The following is an 18,907-nucleotide window of genomic DNA, read 5'->3' as shown; positions in this document are numbered from 1 at the left end:
AATGCCATGACTGCCGACAGCGAACGCGACCTTTCCGCCGCCGCCCTCGAATACCACGCCCTGCCGCGCCCCGGCAAGATTTCGGTGGTGCCGACCAAGGGCCTCACCAACCAGCGCGACCTCGCCCTCGCCTACTCGCCCGGCGTCGCCGCCGCCTGCGAAGCCATCGTCGCCGATCCGCGCGAGGCCTCGCGCCTGACGGTGCGCGCCAACCTCGTCGGCGTCGTTACCAACGGCACCGCCGTGCTCGGGCTGGGCAACATCGGCCCGCTCGCCGCCAAGCCGGTGATGGAGGGCAAGGGCGTGCTGTTCAAGAAGTTCGCCGGCATCGACGTCTTCGACATCGAGCTCGACGAACCCGATCCGCAAAAGCTGATCGAGCACATCGCCGCGATGGAGCCGACCTTCGGCGGCATCAACCTCGAGGACATCAAGGCCCCCGAGTGCTTCATGATCGAGCGCGAACTGCGCAAGCGCATGAAGATTCCGGTGTTCCACGACGACCAGCACGGCACCGCCATCGTCGTCGGCGCGGCCGTATTGAACGGCCTGCACCTGATCGGCAAGAAGCTCGACGAGGTCAAACTCGTCACCTCCGGCGCCGGCGCGGCCGCGCTGGCCTGCCTCGACCTGCTGGTCAATCTCGGCGTCAAGGTCGAGAACATCTGGGTCACCGACATCAAGGGCGTGGCCTACGAGGGCCGCGTCGAGGACATGGACCCGATCAAGGCGCGCTACGCCAAGAAGACCGATGCGCGCACCCTGGCCGAAGTGATCGAGGGCGCCGACGTCTTCCTCGGCCTCTCGGCCGGCGGCGTGCTGAAGAAGGAAATGGTGGCGAAGATGGCCGCCAACCCGCTGATCCTGGCGCTGGCCAACCCGACGCCGGAGATCCTGCCCGAGGAAGTGCGCGCTGTGCGCAGTGATGCCATCATGGCCACGGGCCGCTCGGACTACCCGAACCAGGTCAACAACGTGCTGTGCTTCCCCTTCATCTTCCGCGGCGCGCTCGATGCCGGCGCTACGACGATCACCGAGGAGATGAAGCTCGCCGCCGTGCGCGCGCTGGCCGCGCTGGCGCGCGTCGAGGCCTCGGACGTGGTGGCCATGGCCTACGGCGGCGAGAGCCTGCGCTTCGGCCCCGAGTACCTGATCCCCAAGCCTTTCGATCCGCGCCTGATCCTCAAGATCGCGCCGGCCGTGGCGCAGGCCGCGGCCGACTCGGGGGTGGCCACAAGGCCGGTGGCCGACCTCGCCGCCTACACCGACCAGCTCAACGCCTTCGTCTACCACTCGGGCTTCGTTATGAAGCCGGTGTTCGCCGCCGCCAAGGAGGCCCCGCGCCGCGTGATCTACTGCGACGGCGAGGACGAGCGCACGCTGCGCGCGGTGCAGGCGGTGCTCGCCGACGGCCTCGCCCGGCCCATCGTCATCGGCCGCCCCGAGGTGATCGAGACGCGGCTGGCGCGCGCCGGCCTCGCGCTCGAGCCGGGCACCGACTTCGAACTGGTGAATCCCGAGTCCGACAGCCGCTACAAGGAACTGGCGCAGGACTATCAGCGCCTGATGGGGCGGCAGGGCGTGACGCCCGAGGTGGCCAGGCAGCGCATGCGTTCCGACACCACGCTGATCGGCGCCATGCTGCTGCGCCGCGGCGACGCCGACGCCATGCTCTGCGGTTTGGTCGGCCAGCACGACCAGCACCTCGCGCATGTGCGCGACATCATCGGACTGAAAGCCCGCGCGCACTGCTTCGCCGCCATGAACCTGCTGCTGCTGCCGCGCCACACCCTGTTCATCTGCGATACCTATGTGAACGACGACCCCGATCCGGGCCTGCTCGCCGACATCGCACTGATGGCGGCGGAGGAGGTGCGCCGCTTCGGCCTCGTGCCCAAGGTGGCGCTGCTGTCGCATTCCAACTTCGGCAGCAAGCGCTCGGAATCGGCGCAGAAGATGGCTCGCGCGCTGGAGATTATCAACGCCCGCAACCCGCAGCTCGAGGTCGATGGCGAGATGCACGGCGACGCCGCGCTCAACGAAGCCATCCGCTCCCGTCTCTATCCCGACTGCCGCTTCAAGGGCGAGGCCAACCTGTTGATCATGCCCAACGTCGATGCCGCCAACATCGCCTTCAACCTGTTGAAGGAGACGAACGGCGACGGGGTGACGGTCGGGCCGATTCTTTTGGGCGCGGCCAAGCCCGTGCATATCCTGACGCCGACGGCGACCGTGCGGCGGCTGGTGAATATGACGGCGCTGGGGGTGGTGGATGCGAATTACTTGAGGGGTGCAGCGGCCGCTTGATGTGCCGTCTTGGGAGGCAGTGCGCGCGTATCTCCGGCCGGGGTGCATGGCATGAAGCGGCCCTGAATTCGATTCTACGTTGTCATATCAAAATTCAATCATCCATCGGCGTCATGTGCTAGTCTCGCGCTCACCCTGAAGCTCACCTCAACCATCGCCACGTGGAGGTAAACATGAGGAAATCGACGCTTGTAGTTCTCGTCACCCTGAGCGGTACCGCCTTCGCGCAGAGTAGCGGCTTGAAACCCGGGCTGTGGGAAGTGAATCAGATCAGGCAGGTCATGGACGGTCGTGACATGACCGCCCAAATGGCGGCTGCGCAGGAAAAAATGCAGCAATCAATGGCCAAAATGACCCCTGAACGCCGCAAGCAAATGGAGGCCATGATGGGCGGGCAGGCCATGCCGGCGAAGGGTGCGGGTGGCGGCACGCGCATCTGCATCAGTCCGGCCATGGCAGCCAGGGACAAGCCGATGGTGGACCCCGAGGGCCGCTGCGAGCCTGCCAAGGTGAGCCGTAGCGGCAACAAGACCAGTTTCGAATTCAATTGCACCGCCAATGGGCGCACCATGGTGGGCAAGGGCGAAAGCACCGTCAGCAGCGACATGGTTACCAGCCGCATGGATATGACCACGACCGATGCCAATGGCCGCCACACCATGCAGAGCGAGTCGCAAATGAAGTACCTGGGCTCCGACTGCCAGGGCGTCAAGCCCATGGACCAGTTGGCCAAGGGAGCTCAGGGGCCCGCCCGCTAGAAATCGTATCGACTATCAGTGCAGTTTGCGTCCCTTGCCATCCGGGAAACCCGCGGAGACTCCATGACTCACGCCATCCGATTCCACCAGGCCGGCGGGCCGGAAGTGCTGCGCTGGGAAGAGGTCGAGGTGCCGGCGCCTGCACCCAACGAGGCGCGGGTCGCTCACTCCGCGGTCGGCCTCAACTTCATCGACGTCTATTACCGCACCGGCCGCTACCCGATCGGCCTGCCCTCCGGCATCGGCCTTGAGGGTGCCGGCGTGGTCGAGGCAGTGGGCAGCGCGGTGACCGAGGTCAAGGCCGGCGATCGAGTCGCCTATGCCGGCGGGCCGGTGGGCGCCTACGCCGAGGCGCGCAACATCCCGGCCGACCGGCTGGTGAAGCTGCCGGACGCCATCGACATGAAGACGGCCGCGGCGATGATGCTGCAGGGCATGACCGCGCAGTACCTGTTGCGCCGCACCTACCGCGTGCAGCCCGGCGACACCATCCTGATCCAGGCCGCCGCCGGCGGGGTCGGGCTGATCGTCTGCCAGTGGGCCAAGGCGCTGGGCGCGACCGTCATCGGCACGGTCGGTTCGGACGAAAAGGCTGCGCTGGCGAAGGCCCATGGCTGCGACCACCCGATCGTCTATAACCGCGAGAACTTCGTCGAGCGCGTCAGGGAAATCACCGCCGGCTCCGGCGTGCCGGTGGTCTACGATTCGGTCGGCGCCGACACCTTCGCCAAGTCGCTCGACTGCCTGCGCCCGCTGGGCATGATGGTCACCTTCGGCCAGTCGTCGGGGCCGGTGGCGCCGGTCGACACCCAGGATCTGTCCAAGCGCGGTTCGCTGTTCCTGACGCGGCCGACGCTATTCACCTACACGGCCAAGCGCACCGACCTGGTGCAGATGGCCGGCGAGCTGTTCGACGTCGTGACTTCGGGCAAGGTGAAGATCGAGGTCAACCAGACCTACGCCCTCAAGGATGCGGCCCGGGCGCACATCGACCTCGAGGCGCGCCGCACCACGGGATCGACCGTGTTGCTGCCCTGACCGCCGCGCCGCCTCAGGCCAGCGGCGCGTACATCGGGTAGAGGGTGTCTTCCTCGCGGCGGATGCGCGCGACCAGCGCCTGGCCGATCGCGGCGAAGTCCGTGGCGAATTCGGCCGCGAGTTCGGGATGGATGCCGATCTCCCGGTACTTGCTGAGGAAACCGACCACCACGCGGCCGATGCCATCCATCTCGTGGCGGAACTCGTGCATCAGCTCGTGGCTGACGGAATCGCCCCTCAGCACGTGCTCGAGATAGACATAGAGCCGCACGTTCTCCTTGAGCAGGTGATCCTGCAGCACCATGCGGAACTGGCCGAGCCGAGTCTGCACGCTGAGCAGGTCTTCGGTGCGCCGGGCGGCGTCGATGGCCGTGTAGATGTCGAGCAGCAGGCGGTGGTCTTCCTTGAGCGCTTCGATCAGTCGTGGATCGTGACGAATGCCGGTGCCGGGTGCGCTTGCCTGCGGCCTGGCCGAAGCGGCGCCCGGTGTCGTGGCGGGCAGGCCGGTCGTGGGAGCCGCTTCTTTCTTGCCGAACAGCTTGTCAAAGAGGAACATGGCGCTTCTCCAATGGAATGAAAATTCCGATCAAATATTACATTAGCAAATTCCGGCAGCATAGGTAAGTGATCACGATCAAGAAAATGAATTTTTGGCCGGCGGCGTCGCCATTGCCCCTGATCGGCTGGAAGCCGGCGGCAGCATGAATCTCGAAAAGGGCACTTTGGCTGCTTCATCGTGCTGTGGCGCATGCGCGCGCCGCTGATCAGGCGGATCGTCCTCGATGCCGTCTCCGCCCGCGGCCCGGTATCATAGGCCCCATGCACTCCTTCCTCATCGCGAATCCCAAGGGCGGCTGCGGCAAGAGCACGCTCGCCACGAACCTCGCCGGCTGGTTCGCGCGGCAGGGCCGCGCGGTGATGCTCGGCGACATCGACCGCCAGCAGTCTGCGCGCGAGTGGCTGAAGATCCGGCCACCCGGCCTGCCGCGCATCGCCACTTGGGAGATCGAGGCGGACCGTCCGGCGCGGCCGCCGAAGGAGACGACCCACGTCGTGCTCGACACGCCGGCGGGACTGCACGGCAAGAAGCTGGCTCAGGTACTCAAGCTGGTGAACCGCGTGATCGTGCCGCTGCAGCCCTCGATCTTCGACATCCTCGCCACCCAGCATTTCCTCGACCTGCTGCTGGAGGAAAAGGAAATCCGCAAGCAGCACGCCTTCGTCGCCGTGGTCGGCATGCGCGTCGATGCGCGCACCCGCGCGGCCGGCGAGCTCGAGCGCTTCCTCGCCGGGCGCGGCTTGCCGGTGCTGGCTTATCTGCGCGATACCCAGAACTACGTCCAGGCGGCCGCCCACGGCCTCACCATCTTCGAGATGCCGGCCTCGCGCGCCGCACAGGACTGGGAACAGTGGCAGCCGCTTACGGCCTGGGCTGAATCGGCCTGAGGCGGCGCTGCGACAGCGTCAGCGGAATTTTTCGGCGCAGCGGCGAACGCCCTTATTGTCGGGCTGCTTGAGGCACTTGCGCGCGTCGCTGCCGGTGTGGACGCGTTTCCTCGCCTGCTGCGCCGGCGCGGCTTCCGGCGCAGTGGCGAGCTTGGCTTCCGGCGCCGGCGCCGCGGCGACTGGCGCCTTGGCGTCGGTCGGAGCCGCCGCGACGGCGATCGACGACAAGAGGCAGATGGCGATGCCCACGAGCAGGCGGTTTTGCTGGTGCGTCATGAAGTCTCTCCCTTGGCGTAATGCACGTTACTCGGCGCGAGTCTAAACGCAAATGAGGAATTGGGCTCGTCTGCAGCGGGCGGGTGTTCACCGCGGAAGAACCGGGGCGCGCCGCCGCTAATCGCGTATAAGTGTTGCTGATGGCCGGCGCAAATGCCGGGGGTAAAATTCCGGCTCCATGCCTGCTCCGCGCTTCGTCCACCTCCGCCTCCACAGTGAGTACTCGATCACCGACGGCCTGACCCGCATCGATGACGCGATCCGGACGGCGGTGGCGGACGGCATGCCGGCGCTGGCGCTGACCGACCTCGGCAATCTCTTCGGCATGGTCAAGTTCTACACCGCGGCGCGCGGCGCCGGGGTCAAGCCTGTCATCGGCGCCGACGTCTGGGTTGCCGCGGGCGACGGCGCGGAGCGTGATCCGCCCTCGCGCCTGCTGCTGCTGGCGAAGAACCGCGCCGGCTATCTGCGGCTGTGCGAGCTGCTGTCGGCGGCGCAACTCACCCCGCGTCGCCATGGTCGCGCCGAGATCACGCCGGCGATGTTCGCCGGCGGCGACAACGGCGGCCTGATCGCGCTGTCGGGCGCGGCCCTCGGCGACATCGGCCAGGCCCTGCTGGCCGGCAAGAACGACCGCGCCGAGGCGCGGGCGCAGGAATGGGCCCGACTCTTCCCCGACAGCTTCTATCTCGAGGTGCAGCGCTGCGGCGGCGGCAACACGGAACCGCTGGTGCAGCAGAGCGTTCAGCTCGCCGGCCGTCTCGGCCTGCCGCTGGTGGCGACCCATCCGGTGCAGTTCCTCGCGCGCGACGACTTCACCGCCCACGAGGCGCGCGTCTGCATCGCCGAGGGTTACGTCCTGGCCGACACGCGCCGGCCCAAGGTGTTTTCCGCGGAGCAGTACTTCAAGACCCAGGCCGAGATGGCCGAAATGTTCGCCGACCTGCCCGAGGCACTGGAGAACTCGGTGGAGATCGCGCGGCGCTGCAACCTGACGGTGCAGCTCGGCAAGAACTTCCTGCCGCCGTTCCCGACGCCTGACGGCGTCACGCTCGACGAGCATCTCGCCAACGAGTCGCGCGCCGGGCTCGAAGTGCGCTTGGCGCGGCTGTTCCCCGATGCGGCGGAGCGGGAAAGTCGGCGCCCGCAGTACGCCGAGCGCCTCGAGTTCGAGATCAAGACCATCCAGCAGATGGGCTTTCCCGGCTACTTCCTGATCGTCGCCGACTTCATCAACTGGGCCAAGAACAACGGCGTGCCGGTGGGGCCCGGCCGCGGCTCCGGCGCCGGTTCGCTGGTGGCCTACAGCCTCAATATCACCGACCTCGACCCGATCCGCTACGAGCTGCTGTTCGAGCGTTTCCTCAATCCCGAGCGGGTGTCGATGCCGGACTTCGACATCGACTTCTGCCAGGAAGGGCGCGATCGCGTCATCCAGTACGTCAAGGACAAGTACGGTGGCCACGCCGTGTCGCAGATCGCCACCTTCGGCACCATGGCGGCCAAGGCGGTGATCCGCGACGTCGGCCGCGTGCTCGACCTGCCGTTCAACTTCGTCGACCAGTTCGCCAAGCTGATCCCCAACGAACTCGGCATCACGCTGGAGAAGGCGCGCGAAGCCGAGCCGCTGCTCGTCGATCGCGTCGAGCGCGAAGAGGAGTTGAAGCAGCTGTGGACCCTGGCCGTCAAGCTCGAGGGGCTGACGCGCAACGTCGGCATGCACGCCGGCGGCGTGCTGATCGCGCCGGGCAAGCTCACCGACTTCTGCCCGCTCTACTCGGCCACCGGCGGCGCCGAATCGGTGGTGTCGCAATTCGACAAGGACGATGTCGAGAAGGCGGGCCTGGTCAAGTTCGACTTCCTCGGCCTGCGCACGCTGACCATTCTCGACGAGGCGGTGAAGTCGGTGAAACGCGTGCATGGCGTGGACATCGACCTCGACGCGCTGCCGCTCGACGACAAGGAAACCTACGACAAGGTCTTCAAGACCGCCAACACCACGGCGGTGTTCCAGTTCGAATCCGGCGGCATGAAGGACACGCTGGTGCAGGCGCGGCCCGACCGCCTCGAGGACCTGATCGCCCTTAACGCCCTCTACCGGCCGGGGCCGATGGACTTCATCCCGACCTTCATCGCCCGCAAGCACGGCCGCGAGCGCGTGGTCTATCCGCATCCCAGCCTTGAGCCCGTGCTCGCCACCACCTACGGCATCATGGTGTATCAGGAGCAGGTGATGCAGACGGCGCAGGTCGCGGCGAACTATTCGCTCGGCGGTGCCGACCTGCTGCGCCGCGCCATGGGCAAGAAGAAGCCCGAGGAGATGGCGCAGCAGCGGGAGATCTTCGTCAAGGGCGCGGCCGGGAACGCCATCCTCCCGGACAAGGCCAACGAGATCTTCGACACCATGGAGAAGTTCGCCGGCTACGGCTTCAACAAGTCGCACGCCGCCGCCTACTCGCTGGTCGCCTACCAGACGGCATGGCTCAAGTGCCACTACCCGGCGGCCTTCGTCGCGGCGACGCTGTCGTCGGAAATGGCCAACACCGACAAGGTGCAGTTCTTCTTCAACGACGCCAGGGACAACGGGCTGGCCTTCCTGCCGCCCGACATCAACCACGGCGGCATCCGCTTCGAGCCGGTCGATGCGACGACCATCCGCTACGGCCTCGGCGCGATCAAGGGCACCGGCGAGTCGGCGCTTGGCGCGATCCTCAAGGCGCGCGAAGCCGGGCCGTTCGCCGACCTCTTCGACTTCTGCCGCCGCATCGACAAGCGCGTGGTCAATCGCCGCGTCGTCGAGGCGCTCGTCCGTGCCGGCGCTTTCGATGCCCTCGATGCCCACCGCGCGAAGATGCTGGCATCGGTCGGCATCGCGCTGGAGGCGGCCGAGCAGGCCGAGCGCAACGTCCTGCAGGGCGGCCTGTTCGACATGGCCGACGGCGGCGGCGCCGCCCCGGTCAGCTATGTCGAGGCCGCGCCGTGGGGCGAGCGCGAGCGCCTGTTGCAGGAAAAGACCGCGCTCGGATTCTTCCTCTCCGGCCATCCGTTCAACGCCTACCGTGCCGAGCTGGCGAGCTTCGTCAAGCGCGGCCTCGGACAGATCGAGGCGCAACGGGACCCGCAACTGCTCGCCGGCGTGGTGCTGGCCACGCGCACCCAAATGACCCGCCGCGGCAAGATGGCCATCATCACCCTCGACGACGGCGCGGCGCAGGTCGAGCTGACGGTGTTCAACGAGCTGTGGGAAGCCGAGCGCAACAAGATCAGGGAAGACGAGCTGCTGCTGGTCGAAGGCAAGGTCGGCCGCGACGACTACAGCGGCGGCTTGCGCGTCACCGCCGACCGCCTGCTCACCATGGGTGAGGCGCGCGGCCGCTACGCGCGCCTGTTGCAGCTCTCGCTCAACGGCGGCTCCCGTGCCGAAACCGCCGGCAAGCTGCAGGCGCTCCTCGCCCCCTATCGCAGCGGCGGCTGTCCGGTGCGGCTGTGCTATCGCAATACCGATGCCGCGGCCGAACTGCTGCTGCCCGAGTCCTGGCGGGTGCGCCTCGACGATGGGCTGCTCGACGGATTGGTCGAATGGCTGTCGTCCGAGAACGTGAAAGTGATCTATCCATGATCCGCTTGATCGATACCGCGCTGCTCGACGAGGTCAGTGCCGAAGCCCGCACCGCCCCGCGGGGGCGCAAGAACCGCAACTTCCATCCGCGCGACGACTATCCTGCCCACCGCCTGCTCAACGCCATCGAGCCCGGCTCCTACATCGCGCCGCATCGCCACCTCGATCCGGCCAAGGACGAGACCATGGTGGTGTTGCGCGGCACGCTGGCGCTGGTCGTTTTCGACGATGCCGGCCAGGTGACGCTGACGCAAATAGTCGGCACCCCAGGGGTACTTCCTTCGGGGCGCGCTGCCGATACGGTGCTTGGCATCGACATTCCCCATGGCACCTGGCACACGGTCTTCGCCTTCGAGCCGGGCACCGTCTTCCTCGAGGCCAAGTCCGGTCCCTACCTGCCGCTGACCGAGGCCGAGCGCGCGCCCTGGGCGCCGGCGGAGAACGCGGCCGAAGCCCCTGCCTACCTTGCCGGCCTGCGCCGGCTTTTCTCCTGACCTGCGAGCGCCCATGAAATCCGTCACCAGTCCCAGCCCCCTGAAGCCGCTGCGCGCGAGCAAACCCACGGCCGAACTTTCCGAGCTGCCGCCGCTCGGCATGGATGCCGATGCGCTCGCACTCGACATCCGCCGCTACTTCGGCACCTTCCTCGGGCGCGACAAGTATTGCCGTTCCTCGCACTACCCGTATCAGGCGCTGGTGCTGGCGCTGCGCGACCGCCTGATGGAGCGCTGGCGGCAGACGCGCTACGCCTACGAGGAAGCCGGCGCCCGCCACGCCTATTACATGTCGCTCGAGTTCCTGATGGGGCGCACGCTCGGCAATGCCCTGCTCAACCTCGGCCTCGACGCTGCCGCCGAAGCGGCGCTGCATCGCCTCGGCCTCGACCTCGAGGAGCTGATCGACGTCGAGCACGACGCCGGCCTCGGCAACGGCGGCCTCGGCCGCCTCGCCGCCTGCTTCCTCGACAGCTGCGCGACGCTGCAGCTGCCGGTGATGGGCTACGGCATCCGCTACGAATACGGCATGTTCCGCCAGTACATCGAAAGCGGCCGCCAGGTCGAGGAGCCCGACCACTGGCTGCGCGACGGCAATCCGTGGGAACTGGAGCGGCCGGAGCACACGCGGCGCATCCACTACTACGGCCGCACCGAGTTCTACAAGGACGCCAGGGGGCGCCAGCATGCGCGCTGGGTCGACAGCCACGACGTGCTGGCCGTGCCCTTCGACACGCCAATCCCGGGCTACCGCAACGGCACGGTCAACGTGCTGCGGCTGTGGTCTGCGGCGGCCACCGACGAGTTCGACCTCGGCGAGTTCAATGCCGGCTCCTACACGGAGTCGGTGGCGGCGAAGAACGCGGCCGAGAACATCACCATGGTGCTCTACCCCAACGATGCCTCGGAGAACGGCAAGGAACTGCGCCTCAAGCAGCAATACTTCCTCGCCTCGGCCAGCCTGCAGGACGTGCTCGAGCGCTGGGAACTGCGCCACGGCAACGACTTCTCCGCCTTCGCCGACAAGAACTGCTTCCAGCTCAACGACACCCACCCGACCTGCGCCGTGCCCGAGCTGATGCGGCTGCTGATCGACGAGCACAGCCTCGAATGGGACGCCGCCTGGGCCATCGTCAGCCGCACCATGGCCTACACCAACCACACGCTGCTGCCCGAGGCGCTCGAGAAATGGCCGGTGCGCCTGTTCGGGCTGCTGTTGCCGCGCCTGCTGGAGATCATCTACGAGATCAATGCGCGCTTCCTCATCGCGGTGGCGCGGCGCTGGCCCGGCGACAGCGAACGCCTGGCGCGGATGTCGCTGATCGAGGAAGGGCCGGAGCCGCAGGTGCGCATGGCCTACCTCGCGATCGTCGGCAGCTTCTCGGTCAATGGCGTGGCCGAGCTGCACTCGGACCTGCTGCAGCAGGGCCTGTTCCGCGACTTCTTCGAGCTGTGGCCGGAGAAGTTCAACAACAAGACCAACGGCGTGACGCAGCGGCGCTGGATCGCCGCCGCCAACCCGGGCATGGCCCGACTGGTCAACGCGACCATCGGCGAGCGCTGGATCACCCGCCTCGACGATCTGCGCGGCCTGGCGCGCCATGCCGACGATGCCGCCTTCCGTAGCCGCTGGCACGAGGTCAAGCGCGCCAACAAGGTGCGCCTGGCCGAGATGGTGAGGCGCGACTGCGGCGTGGACTTCGATCCCGACGCGCTGTTCGACGTGCAGGTCAAGCGCATCCACGAGTACAAGCGCCAGCTGCTCAACGTGTTGCATGTCATCCACCTCTACGCCCGGCTCAAGGACGGCGAAGAGTCCGAGTGGACGCGGCGCTGCGTGCTGATCGGCGGCAAGGCCGCGCCCGGCTACTTCATGGCCAAGCGCATCATCTCGCTGATCTGTCGGGTGGCCGAGGCGGTGAACGAAGACGAGGAAGTGCGCGACTGGCTCAAGCTCGCCTTCCTGCCCAACTATCGCGTCTCGGCGATGGAAGTGATCGCGCCGGGCACCGATCTCTCGGAGCAGATCTCCACCGCCGGCAAGGAGGCCTCGGGCACGGGCAACATGAAGTTCATGATGAACGGCGCGGCCACCATCGGCACCCTCGACGGCGCCAACATTGAGATCCGCGAGGAGGTAGGCGACGAGAATTTCTTCCTCTTCGGCCTGACCGCCGAGGAGGTCGAAGCGGCGCGTCGAGGCTACGACCCGAATGCGCTCATCGCCGCCGATCCCGACCTGGCGCGGGTGATGGCACTGCTCGAATCCGGCCACTTCAACCAGTTCGAGCCGGGCCTGTTCGACCCCATCGTCCAGGCCATCCGCAGCCCGCACGACCCCTGGCTGGTCGCGGCCGACTTCCGCTCCTATGTCGATGCGCAGGAACGCGCGGCCGTCGCCTATCGCGATCGCGAGCGGTGGACGCGCATGAGCATCCTCAACACTGCGGCGAGCGGCAAGTTCTCGACCGACCGCACCATGGCGGAATACAACGCGGAGATCTGGCAGCTGGCGCCGGTGGCACCGAAGGCATAGGGCCAAGGACTGGCAGCGGCGCGATCGTGCCCATGGGCGCCGTGTCGCCAGCGCCGACTTTATTCAATGACCGCTGAAGACGAGCTTGGCTGGCGGTTCACGCCCTAAGCCGCCGCTGGCGGTAATAGAAAGCTGACTTTCGCTGCGCTGGCCGACAATTCTGAAGCCGCCATTCAGAATTCGGAATGGGGTTTTGAGATTGTAGGTCGGCAATGCAGCGGACAACGGCCATTGATTGCGTCGGGCCGTACTCCGGCAGCCGGCCGCAACCGGGCATAGCAGCACCGAAAAATAGCGCAATACGAACTGTGCTACCTTATAAACACTCGGCACTTCCAAACAGGAAGTGCGTTTTTGCGTTCATAACTACTCAAGGAAAGACACCGAAGATGAATTTCTTCAAGCACAAGCTGGGCCGAAGCTTAGCCGTCATGGTAGTGGCTTTGGCCAGCTCGATCAGTGTGGCGCAAGCAACAGAGAAAAAACCCAATATCCTTATCCTTTGGGGTGATGACATTGGTCAATTCAACGTCAGCGCCTACAACAGGGGCATGATGGGCTACAAGACACCCAACATCGACAGCATCGCCAACCAAGGCGCCTTGTTCACGGACTGGTACGGCCAGCAAAGCTGTACCGCAGGCCGTGCAGCATTCATCACCGGGCAATCGCCCATCCGAACCGGCCTAACCAAGGTCGGCCTGCCCGGTGCCCCCGAGGGCCTGAAGAAGGACGACCCGACGCTCGCCGAATTGCTCAAGCCGATGGGTTACGCCACCGGCCAGTTCGGCAAGAACCACCTCGGCGATCGCAACGACATGCTGCCGACGGTCCACGGGTTCGACGAGTGGTTTGGCAACCTCTACCACCTGAATGCCGAGGAAGAGCCCGAGCACGTCGACTATCCGAAGGACCCTCAGTTCAAGGCGAAATTCGGCCCGCGCGGCGTGTTCCACTGCTTCGCGACGGACAAGGACGATCCGACCAACGACCCGAGGTTCGGCAAGGTCGGCAAGCAGAAGTGCAAGGACACCGGTCCGCTCACAAAGAAGCGCATGGAGACCATCGACGAGGAAGTCACCGCCGGTGCGATCAAGTTCATGAGCAAATCGGTGAAGGACGGAAAGCCATTCTTCCTCTGGTGGAATTCCTCGCGGATGCATGTTTTCACACACCTCAAGAAGGAATCGGAGGGAAAGACGGGCTACGGCATCTATGCTGACGGGATGGTTGAACACGATGGTCATGTCGGCCAGTTGTTGGCCAAGCTCAAGGAGTTGGGCGTCGACGACAACACCATCGTCATGTATTCCAGCGACAACGGTGCCGAGATGCTCTCCTGGCCCGACGGCGGGTCGACGATGTTCCGCGGCGAGAAGAACACGCCCTGGGAAGGTGGTTTCCGCGTCCCCACCGTCATCCGCTGGCCCGGTGTCATCAAGCCCGGCACGGTCATCAACGACATCGGCGCCCATGAGGACATGATGCCGACGCTGCTCGCAGCAGTGGGCGACACGACCGTCAAGGAAGACCTGATGAAGGGGCGGAAGGTGGGCGATATGACCTACAAGGTCCATCTCGACGGCTACAACCTGCTTCCTTTCTTCAAGGGCGACGTGAAGGCATCGCCGCGCGAGTCGTTCATCTACTGGACCGATGACGGCAGCGTCGCCGCACTGCGCTACCGCGACTACAAAATTCAGTTCCTGAAGCAGACCGCCGTCGGGCTTCGCGCGTGGCAGCATCCCTTCGAAGCGCAGCGCGCGCCGTTGCTGACCAACCTGCGGATGGACCCGTTCGAGCGCGCGGAAGCCGAGAACACGGAGGGCTATCAGAAATGGTACATCGAGCACATGTTTGCGTTTGCCCCTGCAGCAGCGTACGTGGGCGCCTTTCTACAGTCTTTTCGCGAGTTCCCACCCCGTATGAAACCCGGCAGCTTCAGTCTCGACCGCGTGATGGACTCAGTAACCGCACCTGCTAAAGGCAGCAACTGATCCAGCACGTTTGAAGCGCTGACCCCAATAGCGGGCCGCACTCATGAAATGGTGGGTGCGGCCCTTTTTTCTGATTGATACAACAGAATCATAGTGATGAAGACTACACGCCAAGCTCATGCTAGATCGCAGGTTGGGGATGGGACCCTGACGGCCATGCCGTGTGACGCGCTTTCGCGCCGTACTTTTATCGCTGACGTGGCAGCGGTCGGCATCACCACACTCCTGCCTGGCTTCGCCTCGGCAACACCCGTTGGCGCGAAGACCTTCACCATCCTGCACACCAACGATATGCACGCGAGTTTTATCGGCATGGGCCCGTCGGCGGATTACACGCCGTTTACGCTCAACGATGACAAGACCCGCGGCGGCTTCGCCCGGTTGGCTAGCCTGATCACGCAGCGCAAAATGGCGCGCAAGAATCAGGGCCCGGTGCTGGTGCTGGATGCCGGCGACTACAGCATGGGCACTGCGTTCAGCGCCGCGACGCGCGAGACTGGTGGCGAACTGCATCTGATGGGCAAGATGGGCTATGACGCCACCACCTTCGGCAATCATGAATTCGATCTCGGTCCGGCGGGCCTGGGCAAATCCATCGGCGCCGCCGTCAAGGCCGGCCGCATCCCGGCAGTGGTCGCCGCGAACACCAGTTTTACTGGCAGCGACGCCAGCCTGGCCGACCTGCAGGCGCTGACCCGCAAGGGCGTGATTCGCCGCTACACGGTGATCGAGCGCGGAGGCCTGCGCTTCGGCATCTTTGGCAGCCTTGGCAAGGAGGCCATGATCTACACCAATGGCGGAGCCACAAGCTTTGCCGACGCCCCCACAGCGGCCAGGGATGTAGTGAAGATCCTGCGCGAGACCGAGAAGGTCGATGTCGTCATCGCGCTGAGCCATGGCGGCGTCGAGAATGGGCCGGATGGCAGCTACCAGTCCGGCGAGGACGTGCAACTGGCCAGGGACGTGCCCGGCATCGACGTGGTGATCAGCGGCCACAGCCACACCGAGTTGAACGAGGCGATTGTCGTCAACGGCCGCACCCCGGTGGTCCAGACCGGAAAAGAGAGCAACAACCTTGGCGAACTGGTACTCGCGCTGGACGGGAACAAACTGACCGTCACGTCGTACCGGCTCCTGCCGATCGACGACAGCATTATCGGTGACCGGGCCATCGCCAATGATATTGAACACCTCAAAAAATCGGTCAGCGCAGCCGCATTCGCGTCGCGTGGCTACAGCGTTGACCAACCCCTCGCCATCGCCCCGCGCGATCTGCCCAACACATTCACCGACATCGCCGCAGGCACCCTACTGGCCAACCTGGTCACCGACTCCTTCCGCGCCGCCACCCAGGCCGATATCGGCTTCACCGCCAACGGCATGATGCGTGCCGGGCTATTGCGCGGAAAGACCGGCGTGGTCACGGTTTACGACGTGTTCGCCGTGGCTCCGCTCGGCTCCGGCGTGGTCGATCCGACCCCCGGTAGCACGCTGGTGACGGGTTACTTCACCGGCCAGGATCTCAAGAATCTGCTGGAATTCCTGCTTATCGACAACGCAGCCCATCCGGGCGAGTATTTCCCGCGTGCCTCCGGCATGCGCTTCCGTTACGACCTCACGCGGCCCAGGTTTGACGTGGTGACGGCCATCGAACTGGGCGACCTCGACCGTGGCTACAGGGTGATCGACATCAGCGGCAAGGATGCGCGTCTCTACAGCCTGACCTGCCCGCTGATGCTCGGCCCGATCATCGTCGCCATTCCCAAATACACGAAGGGCAAGCTGGTGCTGGTGCCCAAGAAGAAAGACGGCACACCGCTCACCTCGAAGGTCGATGCGCTCGATATGCCGCGCGAAAACTCGGGTTACCTTCTGCCGCCGCCCGGTACGACCGATGCAAGCAGTGCCGCCACTGGTACGGGGAAAAACGCGGGCCTTGAGATCAAGGAATGGCAGGCGATCATGGATCACCTGCGCAGGCTGCCGGTCAAGAACAAGGGCGAACTTCCCGTCATCCCGGTCGATGAGCGCGCCGCAGAGGCGCGGGCGATCAAGCTGGGCTGAATGACCAATATGCAAGGGATACGCCGTTCATATTTACCAGTGATCGCAGCAGCGCTTGTATTGCTGCTGACTTGCGGAAAGGCAGCAGCGCAATCTGCCGTAACTGAAAAACCGGCCGCGCCGGGTTACATTGGCCGGCAGGCCTGCACCGCGTGTCATGCCAAGGAAGCCGAGGCATGGCGTGGTTCCCACCACGACCTTGCCATGCAGGAACCCACCTCTGTAACTGTGTTGGGGGATTTCAGTGGGACAAGCTTCAAGTCCCATGGCATCGTTTCACGTTTCTTCAAGCGCGGCGACACCTTCTACGTCAATACCGATGGCCCCGACGGCAAGCTGGCCGACTTTCCGATCAAGTATGTTTTTGGCGTGACGCCGCTGCAGCAGTACCTGGTCGAGTTTTCCGGCGGACGTTTGCAGGCGCTGTCGATCGCTTGGGACAGCCGACCAAAGTCGGCCGGCGGACAGCGCTGGTTCCATCTGTTCGCCAAGGAAAAGATCGACCACAAGGACTCGCTGCACTGGACCGGGATTTACCAGAACTGGAACCTGCAATGCGCCGAATGCCACTCGACCGGCCTGCGCAAGGGTTATGACGCGGCGACCAACAGCTACCATACGAACTGGCGGGAACTGAATGTGTCCTGCGAGGCCTGCCATGGTCCCGGCTCCCGCCATGCCGACTGGGCGAAGACTGCGACCAAACCCTACAAGGTTGACGACAACAATGGCTTTGCCTATTCGACCGCCAGCCGCTGGAAAGACGCCTGGCGTTTTCCCGAGGCCGGCGCACGCACGGCGCGGCGTGATCGCTTGGCCGCTCCCGCCGTAAGCAACACCTGCGCCGCCTGCCATGCGCGCCGCAGCACGATCGCTGCGCGCGACCAACCCGGCGCTCCGCTCGCCGATACGCACCGTCTGGCCTTGCTGACTGCGCCGAACTACCATGCCGATGGCCAGCAGCGCGAAGAGGTTTACACCTGGGGCTCATTTCTGCAGAGCAAGATGTTCCAGCAAGGGGTGACCTGCATGGATTGCCATGAACCGCATGGCGCAAAGACTCGTGCGCCAGGTAATGCGCTGTGCTTACGCTGCCATGATGCAGCTATCTTCGACAGCCCGCAGCACCACTTCCACAAGACCGGGGAGGCCGGTGCACAGTGCGTCGCCTGCCATATGCCGACACAGAACTACATGGTGATCGATGCGCGGCATGACCACAGCTTGCGTGTGCCGCGCCCCGACCTGGCGCAAAAGTTGGGCAGTCCCGATGCATGTACGCAGTGCCATGCCGACAAGAAACCGGCTTGGGCCGCTGCGGCGCTGGATGGGTGGTTGGGCAGGCAGTGGCGCCAGCGGCCGAACAGCGGCCCGGTGCTGCATGCCGGAACAACACAAGGCGTGAAGGCCGCCCCGAGCCTGCTTGCGCTCGCGCAAAGCAGCGCGCAACCCCCGTTGGTACGCGCGACGGCCGCGCAGCTACTAGTGCCGCACATGCGTCCGTCGCTGCTGCAATCTGCCCGTGAATTGTTGAAGGACCCCGACCCCGAGGTGCGCATTGCGGTGTTGGGGATGATTGAGCCCGTAGATCCGATCAACCGCGTTCTCGCTGCAAGCCCCTTGCTCACTGATTCGGTACGTGGGGTGCGCATCGAGGCTGCACGGGTGCTGGCCGGTGTGCCGGAGACACGGCTGCCGGATAGTCGTCGTGAAGCCTATCGCCGCGCGCTGGATGAGTACATCGTGGTACAGCAGGAGGATGCCGATTGGCCGACGGCCAATTTGAACATGGGCAACCTTTATCTTCGCCTCGGGCGCTTCGATGAAGCGGTGGCCGCCTATCGGCGGGCGCTGAAGCTCGATCCGCAGTTTGCCTCCGCCTGGGTCAATCTCGCCGATGCGTGGCGCGTTCAAGGCCGCGAAATAGAAGCAGAGACGACCTTGCGTGCCGGACTGGTCAAGTTGCCGCGTTCGGCCGATCTCCTGCATGCGCTGGGGCTGACGCAGGTACGCAAAGGGGACAAGACGGCTGCGCTGGAGTCGCTTGCGCAAGCGGCGCGCCTGGCCCCGGAGCGCTCGCGCTACGCCTATGTCTGGGCGGTCGCGCTGCACTCGGCCGGGCGGTCGGATGAAGCACTCAAGGCCTTGCGTGAGGCCGACAAACGCCATCCTTATGATGTCTCACTGCTCGGCACGCTGGTTTCAATCGAGCGGGAGACGGGAGATGCGCATGCGGCCCTAGCCCATGCACGCAAGCTGGCCGAGGCCCTGCCAGACGATCCACAGGTGAAGGCGCTGGTCGCCGAACTTTCACGCGGAAAATGACGACAACTGGATGCTTGGCGGTAGCGCCTGTTTCAGTCACAGCATCA

Annotated in this window: 12 protein-coding genes; 10 read left to right on the top strand and 2 right to left on the bottom strand. The window is 65.2% G+C overall.

The genetic code is table 11. The features are described from left to right. Positions 1-6 precede the first annotated feature (6 nt). From EJE94_RS01960 to EJE94_RS01950, 3 genes are all read left to right on the top strand, one after another. A complete protein-coding gene (locus EJE94_RS01960; RefSeq protein WP_121239811.1) occupies positions 7-2,307 on the top strand; it encodes an NADP-dependent malic enzyme in 2,301 nt (766 codons plus the stop codon). A 173-nt stretch (positions 2,308-2,480) separates the two neighbouring features. Next, positions 2,481-3,065: a DUF3617 domain-containing protein gene (locus EJE94_RS01955; RefSeq protein WP_121239810.1), complete on the top strand. Its 585-nt coding sequence runs from the start codon at positions 2,481-2,483 to the stop codon at positions 3,063-3,065. 63 nt (positions 3,066-3,128) lie between these two features. Further along, positions 3,129-4,103 (top strand): quinone oxidoreductase family protein, encoded by a 975-nt coding sequence (locus tag EJE94_RS01950; RefSeq protein WP_121239809.1) that lies wholly within the window; start codon positions 3,129-3,131, stop codon positions 4,101-4,103. 13 nt (positions 4,104-4,116) lie between these two features. On the opposite strand, the gene EJE94_RS01945 is transcribed toward EJE94_RS01950, so the two are convergent. Next, complete coding sequence (locus EJE94_RS01945) at positions 4,117-4,659, bottom strand: hemerythrin domain-containing protein (RefSeq protein ID WP_121239808.1); 543 nt, start codon at positions 4,657-4,659, stop codon at positions 4,117-4,119. Between the two features lie 263 nt (positions 4,660-4,922). Here EJE94_RS01945 and EJE94_RS01940 point away from each other — a divergent pair, with 263 nt between their 5' ends. Next, positions 4,923-5,549, top strand: coding sequence for a ParA family protein (locus EJE94_RS01940; protein ID WP_121239807.1), 627 nt, complete (start codon positions 4,923-4,925; stop codon positions 5,547-5,549). An 18-nt stretch (positions 5,550-5,567) separates the two neighbouring features. Here EJE94_RS01940 and EJE94_RS01935 read toward each other — a convergent pair whose 3' ends face one another. Beyond that, a complete protein-coding gene (locus tag EJE94_RS01935) occupies positions 5,568-5,825 on the bottom strand; it encodes a hypothetical protein (RefSeq protein WP_121239806.1) in 258 nt (85 codons plus the stop codon). 178 nt (positions 5,826-6,003) lie between these two features. Between EJE94_RS01935 and dnaE the strand changes: the two genes are divergently transcribed. The 6 genes from dnaE to EJE94_RS01905 all read left to right on the top strand — a co-directional run bounded on the left by dnaE (position 6,004) and on the right by EJE94_RS01905 (position 18,860). Beyond that, on the top strand, positions 6,004-9,444 hold the full coding sequence (dnaE, locus tag EJE94_RS01930; RefSeq protein ID WP_121239805.1) for a DNA polymerase III subunit alpha: 3,441 nt from the start codon (positions 6,004-6,006) through the stop codon (positions 9,442-9,444). After that, the gene (locus tag EJE94_RS01925; protein WP_243642495.1) at positions 9,441-9,938 is read left to right on the top strand and encodes a WbuC family cupin fold metalloprotein; all 498 of its coding nucleotides are present in this window, start codon (positions 9,441-9,443) and stop codon (positions 9,936-9,938) included. Before dnaE ends, EJE94_RS01925 begins: the two co-directional genes overlap by 4 nt. 13 nt (positions 9,939-9,951) lie before the next feature. Continuing rightward, complete coding sequence (locus EJE94_RS01920) at positions 9,952-12,474, top strand: glycogen/starch/alpha-glucan phosphorylase (RefSeq protein WP_121239804.1); 2,523 nt, start codon at positions 9,952-9,954, stop codon at positions 12,472-12,474. Between the two features lie 389 nt (positions 12,475-12,863). Next, entirely contained in the window at positions 12,864-14,471 is a 1,608-nt protein-coding gene (locus tag EJE94_RS01915) for an arylsulfatase (protein ID WP_121239803.1), read from the top strand. Positions 14,472-14,627: 156 nt separating this feature from the next. After that, positions 14,628-16,535 carry a bifunctional metallophosphatase/5'-nucleotidase gene (locus tag EJE94_RS01910; protein ID WP_165904733.1) on the top strand — a complete coding sequence of 636 codons (1,908 nt, stop codon included), beginning with the start codon at positions 14,628-14,630 and terminating at the stop codon, positions 16,533-16,535. Further along, entirely contained in the window at positions 16,536-18,860 is a 2,325-nt protein-coding gene (locus tag EJE94_RS01905) for a tetratricopeptide repeat protein (RefSeq protein ID WP_207855647.1), read from the top strand. It abuts the gene before it with no gap. Positions 18,861-18,907 lie beyond the last annotated feature (47 nt).

The sequence above is a fragment of the Sulfurisoma sediminicola genome (assembly GCF_003865015.1).
Classification (GTDB): Bacteria; Pseudomonadota; Gammaproteobacteria; order Burkholderiales; family Rhodocyclaceae; genus Sulfurisoma; species Sulfurisoma sediminicola.
The sequence above is the reverse complement of the archived record's forward strand: the minus strand, read 5'-3'. Positions and strand labels throughout refer to the sequence as shown.

What these genes read in the sequence shown, in the direction of transcription:
- EJE94_RS01960 (WP_121239811.1), top strand. Translation starts at nt 7, where the DNA reads ATGACTGCCGACAGCGAACGCGACCTTTCCGCCGCCGCCCTCGAATAC.
- EJE94_RS01955 (WP_121239810.1), top strand. Translation starts at nt 2,481, where the DNA reads ATGAGGAAATCGACGCTTGTAGTTCTCGTCACCCTGAGCGGTACCGCC.
- EJE94_RS01950 (WP_121239809.1), top strand. Translation starts at nt 3,129, where the DNA reads ATGACTCACGCCATCCGATTCCACCAGGCCGGCGGGCCGGAAGTGCTG.
- EJE94_RS01945 (WP_121239808.1), bottom strand. Translation starts at nt 4,659, where the DNA reads ATGTTCCTCTTTGACAAGCTGTTCGGCAAGAAAGAAGCGGCTCCCACG.
- EJE94_RS01940 (WP_121239807.1), top strand. Translation starts at nt 4,923, where the DNA reads ATGCACTCCTTCCTCATCGCGAATCCCAAGGGCGGCTGCGGCAAGAGC.
- EJE94_RS01935 (WP_121239806.1), bottom strand. Translation starts at nt 5,825, where the DNA reads ATGACGCACCAGCAAAACCGCCTGCTCGTGGGCATCGCCATCTGCCTC.
- dnaE (WP_121239805.1), top strand. Translation starts at nt 6,004, where the DNA reads ATGCCTGCTCCGCGCTTCGTCCACCTCCGCCTCCACAGTGAGTACTCG.
- EJE94_RS01925 (WP_243642495.1), top strand. Translation starts at nt 9,441, where the DNA reads ATGATCCGCTTGATCGATACCGCGCTGCTCGACGAGGTCAGTGCCGAA.
- EJE94_RS01920 (WP_121239804.1), top strand. Translation starts at nt 9,952, where the DNA reads ATGAAATCCGTCACCAGTCCCAGCCCCCTGAAGCCGCTGCGCGCGAGC.
- EJE94_RS01915 (WP_121239803.1), top strand. Translation starts at nt 12,864, where the DNA reads ATGAATTTCTTCAAGCACAAGCTGGGCCGAAGCTTAGCCGTCATGGTA.
- EJE94_RS01910 (WP_165904733.1), top strand. Translation starts at nt 14,628, where the DNA reads ATGCCGTGTGACGCGCTTTCGCGCCGTACTTTTATCGCTGACGTGGCA.
- EJE94_RS01905 (WP_207855647.1), top strand. Translation starts at nt 16,536, where the DNA reads ATGACCAATATGCAAGGGATACGCCGTTCATATTTACCAGTGATCGCA.